Genomic DNA, 14,006 nt, shown 5'->3' on the forward strand with positions numbered 1-14,006 from the left:
GACTCGGTAGCTCAGCTGGTAGAGCAATACACTTTTAATGTATGGGTCCTGGGTTCGAATCCCAGCCGGGTCACAAGTTTACTGAAAAGTAAATTTTTTTCATATTAATATTTTGTGATTTGGTGTTTCAAAGGTCTCCGCAAGAGACCTTTGATTTTTTTTATATATTCTTTGTCAGAATAAAAAAAAGACATATCTTTGCACCTCTTAAAAACGATAGCATTGAATGCAGGTCGTTAGCAAGTGACCGACTCGGTAGCTCAGCTGGTAGAGCAATACACTTTTAATGTATGGGTCCTGGGTTCGAATCCCAGCCGGGTCACAAGTTTACTGAAAAGTAAATTTTTTTCATATTAATATTTTGTGATTTGGTGTTCAAAGGTCTCCGCAAGAGACCTTTGATTTTTTATATACCCTAACTGCAAAAAGAAAAAACTCTGATAAAGTAATCAGAGTTTATATTGTATAAAGAAAGTATGTTTAATATTTTGTTGAACATGTGTTTAATATTAGTCCAGATGCATATTATCAATTAATCTGACGCCATCTACTACAACTACGATGAATGCCCTGTAATTTCTGTCTTTATAGAAAAAATCAGTTTCTTTCAAGGTATTTTCATCAGCAATCAAAAAATACTCTAATTTCATGCCCTGCTGATGGTCAAAGATATCTGTTACTCTTTCTTTTATTTCGGGAATGGTGACCACCCGGAACCAGTCATTTACTTTGACTAAGGTCTGGTAAATTATTTTTGCGGCTTCTTTTCGGTCTTCGTGAAGTCTTTGGTTTCTGGAGCTTAGTGCTAATCCATTTTCTGCTCTGTAAATAGAAACTCCTGTAATTTTTACAGGGAGATGTTTCTTTTCAACCATCTTTTTAATAATGGCAAGCTGCTGGAAGTCTTTTTCTCCGAAATAGGCATTGTCCGGCTGGATTTGTCTGAAAAGCTCTTCTACTACAGTTCCCACTCCGTCAAAATGCCCGGGTCTGGATTTTCCTTCCATTTCATTTTCCAGTCCATCGAAATCATAATGCTGGCTTTCTGTTTTCTTAGGGTAAATATCTGCTACTTCAGGAATATAAACCGCATCCACCAATCCCGAATTTTCAAGGATAAGAATATCCATGTTAATATCTCTTGGATATTTTTCCAGATCTTCCGGATTATTAAATTGGGTAGGATTTACAAAAATTGAAGAAATCACCAGGTCATTATCTTTTTTGGCTTCTTCATACAGGGAAAGATGACCTTTGTGAAGTGCTCCCATCGTGGGAGCGAAGCCTATCTTTTTTCCCATTTCTTTCTGTCTTTCAATGAAATCCTGAAGGGTTTTCTTATTCTTTATAACTTCCATAGTTTATTTTAATACTAATTCAAAAATACTAAAAATATCATATAATTAAATGAGTTTTTAATAATTTGAGATAGGAATTATCGTAAAAAAATGTTAATTAAAATAATGTTGAATGTTTTTTTGTAATTTTGCACATTAAAGCATTTTTACAAAAATATAGATAGAAATTTATGCCGAATCAAAAAATACTGTACATTACTACAGAGATGTATCCATATCAGGAAGACACGAATATGGCTGCATTGGTAAACAAAATGGCACTTAAGATGCACAATGAAGGCAATGATGTAAGAGTTTTTATGCCAAGATTTGGACAAATAAGTGAAAGAAAATTCCAACTTCATGAGGTAATCCGTCTTTCGGGAATGAATATTATTATCAATGACCTGGACCAGCCTCTAATTATTAAAGTAGCGTCTCTTCCGGGGGAAAGACTTCAGGTTTACTTTATTGATAACGAAGAATACTTCAAAAGAAAGCAATACTATGTAGATGATGAAGGAAATCCTTTTGATGATAATGATGAAAGAGCGATTTTCTTTGCAAGAGGTGTTATAGAAACCATCAAAAAACTAAACTGGGTTCCGGACGTAATCCATTTGAACGGATGGATGTCTTCTTTTGTTCCAATTTATCTGAAAACCTATTACGAATCTGATACTTACTTCAAAGATGCCAAAATCGTCCTTTCCCTATATAATGAGAAGGATGCTAATCTGGACAAAAACATTGCAGAAAAATTGACATTTGATAATATTTCCGGATTAAAAGCGTTAGATAATCCGACAATCAAAAACTTTGTTATTGAAAGTATGAACTATGTTGACATGGTGGTAAAAGGAGATGAGTTTCTGGATGCAGACCTTGATAAAGGTTTCAACGAAACAGCAACTCCGAAATCAGAATATGTGGACGTAGATTCTATAAACCAACTTTATTAAACACATTTTTAATGATTCATACTGTTAAAAGGACCTTTGCCATACTTTTTATGGCGGTTTTCGGAAGTGCCCTTCTTTATAATTGCGAACCGGAAGCGGATTCGCTGGGTGAGCAGCTGCTTATTGACGGAGCTGCAGAAGGCAATGTAACTTCTTACGACCTTATTGCTTATAATATTAATAATCATGATACAATCCGAAGTGATGCTGGCAGACTTGTAAGTCTAGTCAATACAAGTACATCTTATTCTGCAGCTGTTTTGGGAGCTTTTTCCGAAGGGCAATTTGGTATGCAGAAAGCATCATTTCTTACTCAATTAAGAATGAGTACGGATAATTTTAATTTTGGAACCACTCCAAAAGTAGATTCTGTAGTTTTGGTCATAAAACCGACTCCGGTGGCAGACTCTTTAGTTACACGGCCTGTTAAAGATGAAAACTTATTGGTTGGAACTGAAACAGTACCTGTTTCCACAACAATAAAATCTTATCCAACTGATTATTCTTTTAAATATGGTAAAATGAAGCTAGGCCCGGGTGGGACGCATACTTTATTGCATATTAATGTAGATGAAGTGACAACATTTTTGGATGGTAATGATCCCGCTTTTAAACGCTCTAATATAGTTGTAAACACAGGTACAGCACTTGGCTCTACTATATTTGATGGGACTGTTACGGCTAAGACTATTACGAAAAAATCGGACAACTCAACTTTGTTTACTTCTGATGCTGGAATTAGAATTCCTTTAAATAAGAATTTTTTCCAGACTATGATTCTTGATAAAAATGGCAAACCAGAACTGATGGATGCTGCTAATTTTACAAGACACTTTAAGGGAATAAGGTTATCTGTGACTGAAACGGATGGCTATCTTTTACAATTTAGCCCTAATGACATGGAATTGATAATGTATTACACCAATGAAGTAAATAATAATGGTACTGTCACAAGACCTCAGTCCAACTTCAAATTTCTTCTTACAGGAAATGTTGGTAATGCACGTTTTGGGCAGTATGAATATAATAGAGCAGGTTCTGCATGGGCTACTGCTTCGTCAAATATCAATGAAACAGAAGGTGACGCCAAACTTTATATGCAGGGAATGGGGGGGCCTTCTGTAGGTATAAAAATACCTGATGCAACTATCGCATCTCTTAAAACATTATATCAGAATGATAAAGCAGCAATTGTTAGTGCTAAAATCAGAATCTTTACAGATGCTATAACTTGGAGCAATAATTATAGAAGAACAAATAATAATTTCTCCATTTTACCTATTGACAAGAAAGATCCTGCTACAGAAGTACTTACTTCCTCGGGCTTTATTGCAGATATAAATGCAGGATTTGCATGGCTAAAGTCTTATGATTTAAATAAAAATCCTTCTTACTATGATTTTACTATAACAAAAACAGTAAAAGACATTGTTGAAGGAACTGCGGAAAATAAAGCATTGCTTGTTAATATTGGACAGTTTATAAGTACAGGAACTTCATTCCTTGGCTATAAATATACAACCAGAGCTTTTGCTACAGAAAGAGGAGTTTATGTAGGATCGGATAAAACGAATCCTAACAGAATTCAATTAAAAATCATTTACGGAACAAAAAAATAAACAAACACTATACAAAATATGTGCGGAATTGTAGGATACACAGGATTTCAAGATGCTTATGATATTGTAATCAACGGTCTTAGAAGATTGGAATACAGAGGATATGACAGTGCGGGAATTGTCTTGGAAGGTTCAAATAATAAATTTGAAGTTGAAAAGACAAAAGGTAAGGTAGATGACTTAGTCAATATTTCGGCACAGTTAAAAGGTACAGCTAAAATAGGGATGGGACATACCAGATGGGCTACCCATGGAGTCCCAAGTGATAGAAACTCACACCCTCACTTATCAAACAACGGAAAAATTGCTCTTGTACATAATGGTATTATAGAAAACTACGATACTATTAAAACAATGCTTAGCGAAAAAGGATTTACTTTCAAATCCGAAACAGATACAGAAGTATTGGTGAACCTTATCCAGTATTTTATGGATCTGAAATCTGAAACAGATTTCCCGACAGCTGTAAGATATGCTTTAAATGAAGTATACGGAGCATACGCTATCACTGTACTTCATGAAGATTATCCGGGAGTATTGGTAGTAGCAAGATTAGGCTCTCCACTTGCAATAGGACTGGGAGATAAAGAATACTTTATTGCCTCCGATGCATCACCTTTCGTAGAATTTACCAAAGAGGCGATCTATCTTGAAGAAGGACATATGGCTACAATTTCATTGGAAAATGGAGTAGACATCAGAACTATTAATGATAACTCAAGAATCGAACCTGAAGTTCAGGAGCTTAAATTAAGCTTAGAGCAGATTGAAAAAGGCGGATACGAGCATTTCATGCTTAAAGAGATCTTTGAACAGCCTAAATCTATACATGATACAATGAGAGGGAGACTTCTTGTAGATGAAGGAATTATAAAAATGGCTGGTATCTGGGATCATTTAGAAAGATTCAAAAATGCCAACAGGATCATTATTATTGCCTGTGGTACTTCATGGCATGCAGGCCTTATCGGGGAATATCTTATTGAAGAATATGCAAGAATTCCGGTAGAGGTAGAATATGCATCAGAATTCAGATACAGGAACCCGATTATTACGGATAAAGATGTTGTTATTGCGATCTCCCAATCAGGAGAAACAGCGGATACAATGGCTGCATTGAAGCTGGCAAAAGAAAAAGGAGCATTTATATATGGTATATGTAACGTAGTGGATTCGTCTATTGCAAGAATTACAGATGCTGGTTCATATACTCATGCAGGACCGGAAATTGGTGTGGCTTCTACTAAAGCATTTACTGCACAGCTTACTATCCTTAGCTTAATTGCATTAAAATTAGGAAAACATAACGGTAATTTAGGAAACGCTGAATTCATGAGCTTAATCGCTGAATTGGATGCTATTCCTAAAAAGATCGAAGAGGTATTAAGCACAACCCATGAGTTGACTCAACATATTGCAAAAGACTTTATAAACACAACAAATTTCCTTTATCTGGGAAGAGGATACAACTATCCTGCGGCATTGGAAGGCGCTTTAAAACTGAAAGAAATCTCTTATATACATGCAGAAGGATATCCGGCAGCAGAAATGAAGCACGGACCTATTGCCCTTATTGATGAGAACATGCCAATCGTTATTATTGCTCCTAAAAAAGGACATTATGATAAGATTGTAAGCAACGTTCAGGAAATTAAGGCCAGAAAAGGAAAAGTCATTGCTGTAGTCAATAAAGGAGATAAGCAGGTAAGCGCAATGGCAGATTATGTTATTGAAATTCCAGAGACTTCAGAATGTTTCTCACCAATCGTAGCATCAGTGCCTTTGCAGTTATTGGCTTATTACATTGCTGTATACCGAGGAGCCAATGTAGATCAGCCGAGAAACCTAGCAAAATCCGTAACCGTGGAATAAAAAACAGTTGTAAATAAAATAAATTTAGATTTCTTCCGTTATTTCAAAAAAAATCTTAAAAGTTTCTTAAAAAAATTATATATTTACGGCTTAATTATAAAAATTAACATGAAAAGGATATTTCTTTTATTATTGTCTGCGTCGGTAGCATCAGTATCTTGTTCAGGTGGTGGCAGTTCTTCTGTAGGGAAGCCTGGAACGAAAGGAGAATTGATACCAAGAGAGAAAACGAAATCATTTGTTGCGGAAAGACCATTTGGAATGGTTGGTATTCCTGCAGGTTCATTTGTTGCTGGTCTTGCAGATCAGGATCCAACAAATACTCCTGAAAAAGCTTCATTGAAAACTGTTACTGTTTCCTCTTTCTTCATGGATGAAGCGGAAACTACCAACGCAGAGTACAGAGTATTTATCAATTATGTAAGAGATTCCATTGCGAGAACTCTATTAGCCGAAGCTGCCGGGGAAGGCGGTGAAGAAGGCGGACGTAGAGGAGCAAGCATCGGTGACTATGCATACCTTGCTAAAAAAGAAGAAAATTTAACACCTTATCAAGAATATTTAGAAGGCCAGGGAGGAAGAGAAGACGGAGGTTATGATGCAACTAAAAGATTAGACTGGAAAATCCCTTTACATTGGAGTACTGGAAAGTACCCTGATGTAGAATATGCAGAAGTTCTGGAATCTATGTATCTGCCTGCTTCTTCTAGAATCGGAAACGAAAGAATTTTAGACGTTAGTAAACTAAAATATAATTATCAGTGGGAAGATATGGATGCCGCTCTTGCTGAGAATGAAAGAGGAGCCAGTTTCCTTAAAAGTTCCAGCATTGCGATCTATCCTGATACTACAGTTTGGGTAAAAGATTTCCACTTTGCATACAACGAACCATTGTTCGAACAGTATTTCTGGCATAAAGCCTATAAAGATTATCCTGTAGTTGGGGTAACCTGGGACCAGGCAAGAGCTTACTGTAACTTCAGATCTAAACTGAAAACAGATTATAACGAAAGCTTAAAAAGAAAAAAACAAAGACCAATGAAATTCCGTCTTCCTACAGAAATCGAGTGGGAATACGCTGCCAGAGGCGGAATGCAAAATGCCACTTACCCTTGGGGAGGTCCATATTTAATGGACGACAGAGGTTGCTACCTTGCCAACTTCAAACCTAAGAGAGGTAACTACATGGAAGACGATAAAAAAGGTACTTATACATATACAGCTCCAGTAAAGAAATTTAAGAAAAATGGATTTGGGTTATTTGATATGGCTGGAAACGTTTCTGAATGGACAGCATCTGCGTATAACAACTCTTCTTATGGATTCTCTTCTACATTAAATCCTTCTACGAAAAATAAAATAGATACGAAGAAGTCTGTAAGAGGTGGATCTTGGAAAGATATAGGATATGCCCTTATGACAGGTGCTAGAGATTGGGAAAGAAAAGATTCTGCAAGAAGCTATATCGGATTCAGAACTGTACAGGATATTCCTGAAGCAGCTGTTAAGCCAAGAAGAGTTAACAGATAATTAACCAGACAATTTTTCAATAACAATTTTATTTAACATTAAAAAAACTAACTTAATATGTTTAAGACTAAAGATGCTTGGATGAATTTCTTTTATTCATTCGGTGCTGCAATTGTAATTCTTGGAGCTTGGCTTAAAATTACTCACATTACCTTGGGACCAATTAATGGTAATATCGCTCTTACTGTGGGACTTATTACGGAGGCTATTATCTTTATCATTTTTGCATTCGACCCTCCAAAATCAGAAGAATCTTATGCATGGGAAAATGTATATCCTGAACTATTGGATAAACATGCCAACCCAAACCCTTTACATTCTAATGTGTCATCCAAAAACAATGCACAGCAGTTTGCAGAATTAGAAAACTCTCTTTCAAATAAATTAGACAAAATGCTTCAGGAAGCAAAATTGGATGTTCAGTTATTTGACAGATTAAGAACAGGTATCGACAAGTTCTCTAGCTCTGTTGACCAGATCAACCAGACTGTTGATGTATCTGCTTCTACTCATAAATATAACGACCAGCTTAACAAAGCAGCACAGCATATGGAAAGTATGAATGCTTTATATGCCATGCAGTTGGAAAGCGGAAAAAGACAATCTGAATTTGCTAACAAATATGTCGCTGATATGCAGAAATCTGCAGAACAGTCTGAAAAATTCAACCAAGAGTTACAAGGTTTAACAACTAATCTTAACAGCTTAAACAGAGTTTATGGCGGTATGCTTACTGCTATGAAATCTTAATTCCTAACCATTTCTAAATTAACTACTTAATCAAAAACTAAAAGAAAAGAGAATGGCACAAGGAAAACAGACCCCTCGTCAGAAGATGATCAACCTGATGTATTTGGTGTTCATCGCGATGATGGCCCTAAATATTGATGCAGAAATCATCAGATCATACTATGACTCTACCAGAGCATTGAATGAAACGAGAACTTTAACAGAGAATAAGAACGAAAAGATATTTGAAAAAACGCTTGAGGCTAAAGCACAACAGGTTCCAGATACCTATGCACAGCCTTGGGGACAGTATAAAGTTCTAAAAGGTAAAATTGATGTTTTGGTAGCTTCGGCACAAGGAATCAAAGATGCCCTAAAAAAACAGTCGGATTTTCATGATAAAGATCCTAAAACGGGAAAAGATATTGATGTAAGCGAAAATTTTGCAGCATTAAATAATAATGAAGCGACTACAGAATATTTTTTCAAAGAAGGAGATGAAAATGCACCTTCAAAAGGAGCTTTAGACTTAAAAGCTAAAATTGACGACGTAAGAAATTATATCAACTCAACTTTTGGCGGTAATCCACAATTAAAAGATTTGGTAGACAGAGCTAATAAATCTCTGATTGCAGAATATCCAAAAGGAAAATCTCCCAATGACAAGACTTGGTTTCAGAATAAATTCTATCACCAGCCGTTAATCGCTGCGATCTCAAACCTTGAGATTATCCAGAATGACGCCAGAAACGTACAGTCTGATGCATTGGCATTATTACTTCAGGAAAAAGTGGATGCGAATATTAAATTCTCAAGCTATGAGCCTATTGTTTCCGGACCGGTAGATATCCAGGCAGGAAAACAGGCAGAAGTAAAAGTAATGTTAGGAACTTATTCCAATAGTAACAAGATCAGCATTACTGGTGTAGGTAGAGTAGAGAATGGTAAAGGTATCACTTCAATATCAGGTTCTGGTATTGGTGAGCATAAACTTGGAGGAACAATTACTTTAATGGATGCTTCAGGAAAACCTCAGAGTTTCCCATGGACACATACATATAACGTAATCGCAGGACCAAGAGAAGTAAAACTTGAAAAAGGATTATTGCTTTCTGCTGATAAAATGAATGTAATGTATAGAGGACTTGAGAACCCTGTTTCAGGATCAATCTTAGGTGCTGATAATTCTAAGCTTTCATTATCTGCTCCGGGAGCATCTGTAAGAAATACAGGTCCAGGAAAATGGAGTGTGAAACCTACTTCAGGTAACACCGTTAAATTGACATTATCAGGAACGGATCCTTACGGAAAATCAGTATCTCAGGTATTCGAATATAGAATTAAAAATGTGCCGCCGCCACAAGGTCAGATCAGAGGACAAAGTATGACGTCTATGCCGGCAGGTTCTATCCAGAATCAGACTGTACAGGCAGCAATTCCTGACTTTGACTTCCCAGTTTCATTTACTGTAACTCAGTTTATGGTTAGAGTACCAGGAAGAGCAGCATTATTGGTTCACGGAAATTCATTAAACGATGCCGCTGGATTAGTGAAAAATCTTAGATCTGGAGATGTAGTTTCTATCTTTGATATCAAAGTTACAGCTCAGGGTCTTGACGGACAGGTAATTAAAAACATTACTCCTATAATCATTAATATTCCATAGGACTAAAATTGTAATTTATTATGAAAAAATATATTAGCACCCTTTTAGTATTAGTTTCGGGATTCGCTTTTTCCCAGACTATTCTGAACGCAGCTTCTCCGGAAGAGTTCAGACAGATGAGAGAGGAAAACAAACAAAAAGTTGGTGATACTATTATTGATAACACAGTAAAGCCTCTTGAATATGGTTTTGTAGAAGATAAAGATATCCTTAAGAGTATGTTTGTTTGGGAAATCATTGACATGAATGATAAGATCAATCAGCCATTCTACTATGACAATCCGGATGGACTTCTTGCTACGCCTACCAGATCTTTGTACCAGTTATTATTGGACGGTGCATTAACCGGAAAGATTGAACAGGTTTATGATGATGAAAACTTTACCGTGAAACTTTCACCGGAAGGTATCCAGAAAAGACTGGAAAAAGTAATTATCAATGATGCTGCTATTGATATCCTTAACTCCGGAAGGCAGTTAACTGAACAGGAGAAAAAAGAATATACCGACGTTTTCAAGACGACTACTGACAAGGTAAAAGTCCTTAAGATCATGGGAATGTGGTTTATCGATAAGAGAGACGGACAGATGAAATACAGACCTCTGGGAATCGCAGCAATGGGACCAGATCCTGCTGTACAGGGAGTTATTGGACCAGATGGTAAGCCTATTGCCAGTAATGACGAACTGATCGATCTATTCTGGATCTACTATCCGAATGCAAGAGATATTCTGGCAAACAACTATGTTTACAACAGAAAGAACTCTTCTGCAGACCTTTCTTTCGATGATATCATCAATGCAAGAAGATTCTCTTCAGTTATTTACAAATCATCAAGCGGTTTAGGTGATGGTACCATCAAGGACTATATCCCTAAAGATGCTGAAGATCAGTTGGAAGAAAGCGAAAGAATCAAGGCGCAGATCCTGAACATGGAAAACGATATGTGGAATTACTAAGATTTCACTTGATATTTATACAAAACCTGAGTACTTTTACTCAGGTTTTTTTATTATGAAACATATAGACTATATTATCGTTGGAGATGGATATGCAGGGTTGTTCTTCGCTCATCAGCTCATTAAGAATAACAAATCTTTTGTACTCTTTTCAGAGGGTAGGAAGAGTGCTTCCCAGGTTTCTGCCGGAATTATCAATCCGGTAGTTCTCAAAAAATTTACAACTTTCTGGAAAGCTCAGGAACAAATTGACTTCCTGAAAAACACGTTGAATGAAATAGAATCTTATACCGGGAGAAATTATCTCATCAATTCACCGATCCACAGAATTTTTCATGACGGGAATGAACAGAACCTTTGGCTGAAAAAATCGGATAATGAAGAACTTTCCGGCTTTCTTGATAAAAAATTCGATCATTTAGAGGTGGTAAAAAACGACTTTAAGACGGGAAAGGTCAATCAGTCTGCCAGACTTCAGGTAAGCGGTTTTTTCATGGATCTATTTGTTTTTTTAGAAAAAAAAGAATTTCTGATCAAAGAAAAGTTTGATTATGAAAAATTAGATGCTTCTTTGGCTATTTATAAAGATTTTCAGTTTAAGCATATTGTATTTTGTGAAGGAATGGGAGTGAAAGAAAATCCTTTTTTCTCAGATATTGCCGTAATTCCGAATAAAGGACATCATATTAAGGTAAAGCTCTCCGAACCCATTCCAAAAGATATTACAATTAAAAAGAAACATTTCTTATTTCCAACAGATAACGGGCTTTATTTCTATGGTGGAACCTATGACAGGGAACAGCTTCACCATCATGTTGACGAATCTGCAGTTACACAGCTTGTGAACGGGCTGTCAGAAATTTATCCGTATGATTTTGAAGTTGAAGAAGTAAATTTCGGTTTCAGGCCGACAGTAAAAGACAGAAGGCCGATTATCGGAAGACATGCATCATACAAAAACCTGTATGTATTCAATGGCCTTGGGGCAAGAGGAATTCTGAATGGCTGCTACTTCTCAGAAAGCCTGTATCAGTTCATTGAAGATAATATTCCCCTGCACGAAGAAGTTTCCAGTGACAGATTTAAATAGGTTAAAGTTGAATAAAAAGTGTATTATTAGGCTTTATTTAGTGAAATTTGATGATGAAGTACATAAAAAAGAATTGAAACTATGAATGAAAATATCCTGGGAATAATAGCCGGAGTCCTTACTTCCATCTCCATGATCCCGCAACTCATCAAAGTAATCAAAGAGAAAAATGTAGACGATATTTCCCTCGTGATGCTTTTGGTCCTCATTTCAGGGCTCTCACTTTGGGTGTGGTATGGATTTATAAAAGATGAGCTGCCCATTATTTTATCAAACGCATTTGCTGTTCTGGTCAATATAAGCCTTCTGATCTGCTATATGATCTATAAAAAATCTTAAGAGAATTTATGATAAAAAGACGTTTCACAAAATAGTAAAACGTCTTTTTATATAGTAAATTTTAAATTCAGTTATGGTTGAAGAACAAATTTAGCCAAAGGAGCCATTCTTGCTTTATTCAATGTCAGCGTATTGCCGTTTACAGAATAATTATCTGCAGCAAGTACTGCTTTTGTAAATAATTGTTCAGTTTCAAGATCCTCACAGGCCATCATCGTAGACATCCCCTGGTTGAATTTGATTCTCATCATATCAGGTTTAATCTCAAAAGTACCTCCAAATCCATTGCATCCTGCATGGCCTTCATATCTCATACCTTCTGTATTAAGCTTGAAGTAAGGATTGTTTTTCGGGTTTTTAAGCTTGATCGGCTGTCCGTTCAGTTCCGTCAGCTTCCATGTTTTTCCTGTAATATCTGTTGGCTTTTGCTCCGTAGCTGGTGTTGTTTTGCATGCCGTAAGAAATACAACTAAAAAAAGAGCGGATAAATAATAACATAAATTTTTCATAGATTATTTTGTAAGGTTGGTGATTAAATTAATAAGAAGCCATCTTTGCAGAGCCAGATCCTTTTGTTTCACGTTTTGCGTGGAACAGAACCATATCTACATTTTTTTTCAGTAAAGTGATATTTCCTTTGATATTCGAATACTGATATTCTTCATTGCTCGCAGTGTATTCAGGAAGAGCATCACTTTTTTTAAGATCATAGGTTTTACCCTCCAGATGTACTGTTGCCGTACCTTTGGTATGGTTGATGATGACCTCAATTTTTTCCCCGTAGCTGTCGGTGAAAACATCTTTTGTGGTTTCATCTTTGTTTTCCGGTACTGCTTCTGTAAGTACCTCTGCTTCTTTGCCCGGATGCTTACACGCTGTTGAGGAAAGGACTGCCAGCCCGATAAGGACCGATGTGAATAGTTTTTTCATAATGATAAGTGATTGGTAAGTGTATCATGAAATAGTGATATTAATACTACATAAATTTACAAATATTTTTGATAAATATATGTTAATTTTACATAAATTAATCTGATGTTTCTATCTCTTATGCATTACAGTTCTTTACAGTCATTTTTATAATCATAAAAAGTCCATGTTTTTAAAGATTTGTAAAGATAATACCGCAGGAATGCTCTTGAGCTGGCGGTTTTTAAGAATGAAATAGTACAGTTTTTTTCATAGTTACATTTGTTGTTTTAATTGAGTGCAAAAGTATTAAAATTATATGATGCTGATACACAGGAAAAAATGATTTAAATCATACTGTTTAGAATTCCTTTTTCCATATTCAGTAAAAAATGATACAAGATATTTTAGCTTCCCGCCAGATAGTGAGTTTCCAGTAGAACTCCGGGGCATTTGTAATCACTAAAGTTTCTTCTTCAGCTAATTTAAAGGAGAGTTAAATTTTGTTAATCTGCTATGACAATATACATATCTAAATGTACATTTGCCACTTCAAAATGAGAAACTTTATCATATATTTTTTAACAGGCCTTTTTCTGCTCTTCGTAGTAGAAAGCAGGCTTAGCGTTAAAACACTCCGAAATGACTATTCCGGCCATGTTTCTCACCACATGCCCAAAAAAGCCAATAAACTGAACCAGACTTTCGAAAAGCTTTCGGTACAGCAGATGGCAGACAATATTGATACTACCACCCTTGAGCTTGCTGAAGATGATTTCCAGTTATCTGATGCCATTCAGATGATTGCTGTATTTGCCGGTGTATTCAGTCTTGTCTATATTTTTGGTCTTCATTCTTCTAAAAGCAGAAAGCCTGGTATCAATGGTTTTCTTCCGCTGTATTCCAATGTTAAAACATTCATTCTGATTCGTTCTATCAGAATTTAAAATTCATTTTTCCCAATTTATTTTCTGTCCTCAGTCCGGATAGGAAA

The 14,006-nt window shown here is 36.0% G+C and carries 13 protein-coding genes and 2 tRNA genes; 12 read left to right on the forward strand and 3 right to left on the reverse strand.

What is annotated here, in order from left to right:
• Nucleotides 1–73, forward strand: a tRNA-Lys gene (locus ACMGDK_RS15755).
• A 176-nt stretch (nucleotides 74–249) separates the two neighbouring features.
• Nucleotides 250–322 (forward strand) — tRNA-Lys (locus tag ACMGDK_RS15760).
• 187 nt (nucleotides 323–509) lie between these two features.
• Here ACMGDK_RS15760 and panC read toward each other — a convergent pair.
• Entirely contained in the window at nucleotides 510–1,358 is an 849-nt protein-coding gene (gene panC / locus ACMGDK_RS15765; RefSeq protein ID WP_436808826.1) for a pantoate--beta-alanine ligase, read from the reverse strand.
• Between the two features lie 170 nt (nucleotides 1,359–1,528).
• On the opposite strand from panC, the gene ACMGDK_RS15770 reads away from it, so the two are divergent.
• The 9 genes from ACMGDK_RS15770 (at nucleotide 1,529) to ACMGDK_RS15810 (ending at nucleotide 12,103) form a co-directional block, all read left to right on the forward strand.
• Complete coding sequence (locus tag ACMGDK_RS15770; protein WP_436808827.1) at nucleotides 1,529–2,299, forward strand: glycogen/starch synthase; 771 nt, start codon at nucleotides 1,529–1,531, stop codon at nucleotides 2,297–2,299.
• An 11-nt stretch (nucleotides 2,300–2,310) separates the two neighbouring features.
• On the forward strand, nucleotides 2,311–3,918 hold the full coding sequence (locus ACMGDK_RS15775; RefSeq protein ID WP_436808828.1) for a DUF4270 family protein: 1,608 nt from the start codon (nucleotides 2,311–2,313) through the stop codon (nucleotides 3,916–3,918).
• Between the two features lie 18 nt (nucleotides 3,919–3,936).
• The gene (gene glmS / locus ACMGDK_RS15780; RefSeq protein WP_426049815.1) at nucleotides 3,937–5,790 is read left to right on the forward strand and encodes a glutamine--fructose-6-phosphate transaminase (isomerizing); all 1,854 of its coding nucleotides are present in this window, start codon (nucleotides 3,937–3,939) and stop codon (nucleotides 5,788–5,790) included.
• Between the two features lie 108 nt (nucleotides 5,791–5,898).
• Nucleotides 5,899–7,320, forward strand: a complete 1,422-nt coding sequence (gene porK, locus ACMGDK_RS15785; RefSeq protein ID WP_436808829.1) for a T9SS ring complex lipoprotein PorK/GldK — start codon at nucleotides 5,899–5,901, stop codon at nucleotides 7,318–7,320.
• A 57-nt stretch (nucleotides 7,321–7,377) separates the two neighbouring features.
• Nucleotides 7,378–8,070 carry a type IX secretion system motor protein PorL/GldL gene (gene porL, locus ACMGDK_RS15790; protein WP_436808830.1) on the forward strand — a complete coding sequence of 231 codons (693 nt, stop codon included), beginning with the start codon at nucleotides 7,378–7,380 and terminating at the stop codon, nucleotides 8,068–8,070.
• A gap of 52 nt (nucleotides 8,071–8,122) precedes the next feature.
• The gene (gene porM / locus ACMGDK_RS15795) at nucleotides 8,123–9,715 is read left to right on the forward strand and encodes a type IX secretion system motor protein PorM/GldM (RefSeq protein ID WP_436808831.1); all 1,593 of its coding nucleotides are present in this window, start codon (nucleotides 8,123–8,125) and stop codon (nucleotides 9,713–9,715) included.
• Between the two features lie 20 nt (nucleotides 9,716–9,735).
• Entirely contained in the window at nucleotides 9,736–10,674 is a 939-nt protein-coding gene (porN, locus tag ACMGDK_RS15800) for a type IX secretion system ring subunit PorN/GldN (protein ID WP_436808832.1), read from the forward strand.
• A 55-nt stretch (nucleotides 10,675–10,729) separates the two neighbouring features.
• Nucleotides 10,730–11,764, forward strand: a complete 1,035-nt coding sequence (locus ACMGDK_RS15805; protein ID WP_436808833.1) for an NAD(P)/FAD-dependent oxidoreductase — start codon at nucleotides 10,730–10,732, stop codon at nucleotides 11,762–11,764.
• Between the two features lie 81 nt (nucleotides 11,765–11,845).
• The gene (locus ACMGDK_RS15810) at nucleotides 11,846–12,103 is read left to right on the forward strand and encodes a SemiSWEET transporter (protein ID WP_436808834.1); all 258 of its coding nucleotides are present in this window, start codon (nucleotides 11,846–11,848) and stop codon (nucleotides 12,101–12,103) included.
• A gap of 71 nt (nucleotides 12,104–12,174) precedes the next feature.
• On the opposite strand, the gene ACMGDK_RS15815 is transcribed toward ACMGDK_RS15810, so the two are convergent.
• A complete protein-coding gene (locus tag ACMGDK_RS15815) occupies nucleotides 12,175–12,612 on the reverse strand; it encodes an META domain-containing protein (RefSeq protein WP_436808835.1) in 438 nt (145 codons plus the stop codon).
• Nucleotides 12,613–12,640: 28 nt separating this feature from the next.
• The gene (locus ACMGDK_RS15820) at nucleotides 12,641–13,033 is read right to left on the reverse strand and encodes a hypothetical protein (RefSeq protein WP_436808836.1); all 393 of its coding nucleotides are present in this window, start codon (nucleotides 13,031–13,033) and stop codon (nucleotides 12,641–12,643) included.
• A gap of 536 nt (nucleotides 13,034–13,569) precedes the next feature.
• On the opposite strand from ACMGDK_RS15820, the gene ACMGDK_RS15825 reads away from it, so the two are divergent.
• Nucleotides 13,570–13,959, forward strand: a complete 390-nt coding sequence (locus tag ACMGDK_RS15825; protein WP_436808837.1) for a hypothetical protein — start codon at nucleotides 13,570–13,572, stop codon at nucleotides 13,957–13,959.
• The last annotated feature ends 47 nt before the right edge of the window (nucleotides 13,960–14,006 follow it).

The organism is Chryseobacterium hilariae, from assembly GCF_051400735.1.
In the GTDB taxonomy this organism is placed as follows: Bacteria; Bacteroidota; Bacteroidia; order Flavobacteriales; family Weeksellaceae; genus Chryseobacterium.

Coding starts and splice junctions, on each gene's coding strand:
- panC (WP_436808826.1), bottom strand. CDS start 1,358: ATGGAAGTTATAAAGAATAAGAAAACCCTTCAGGATTTCATTGAAAGA.
- ACMGDK_RS15770 (WP_436808827.1), top strand. CDS start 1,529: ATGCCGAATCAAAAAATACTGTACATTACTACAGAGATGTATCCATAT.
- ACMGDK_RS15775 (WP_436808828.1), top strand. CDS start 2,311: ATGATTCATACTGTTAAAAGGACCTTTGCCATACTTTTTATGGCGGTT.
- glmS (WP_426049815.1), top strand. CDS start 3,937: ATGTGCGGAATTGTAGGATACACAGGATTTCAAGATGCTTATGATATT.
- porK (WP_436808829.1), top strand. CDS start 5,899: ATGAAAAGGATATTTCTTTTATTATTGTCTGCGTCGGTAGCATCAGTA.
- porL (WP_436808830.1), top strand. CDS start 7,378: ATGTTTAAGACTAAAGATGCTTGGATGAATTTCTTTTATTCATTCGGT.
- porM (WP_436808831.1), top strand. CDS start 8,123: ATGGCACAAGGAAAACAGACCCCTCGTCAGAAGATGATCAACCTGATG.
- porN (WP_436808832.1), top strand. CDS start 9,736: ATGAAAAAATATATTAGCACCCTTTTAGTATTAGTTTCGGGATTCGCT.
- ACMGDK_RS15805 (WP_436808833.1), top strand. CDS start 10,730: ATGAAACATATAGACTATATTATCGTTGGAGATGGATATGCAGGGTTG.
- ACMGDK_RS15810 (WP_436808834.1), top strand. CDS start 11,846: ATGAATGAAAATATCCTGGGAATAATAGCCGGAGTCCTTACTTCCATC.
- ACMGDK_RS15815 (WP_436808835.1), bottom strand. CDS start 12,612: ATGAAAAATTTATGTTATTATTTATCCGCTCTTTTTTTAGTTGTATTT.
- ACMGDK_RS15820 (WP_436808836.1), bottom strand. CDS start 13,033: ATGAAAAAACTATTCACATCGGTCCTTATCGGGCTGGCAGTCCTTTCC.
- ACMGDK_RS15825 (WP_436808837.1), top strand. CDS start 13,570: ATGAGAAACTTTATCATATATTTTTTAACAGGCCTTTTTCTGCTCTTC.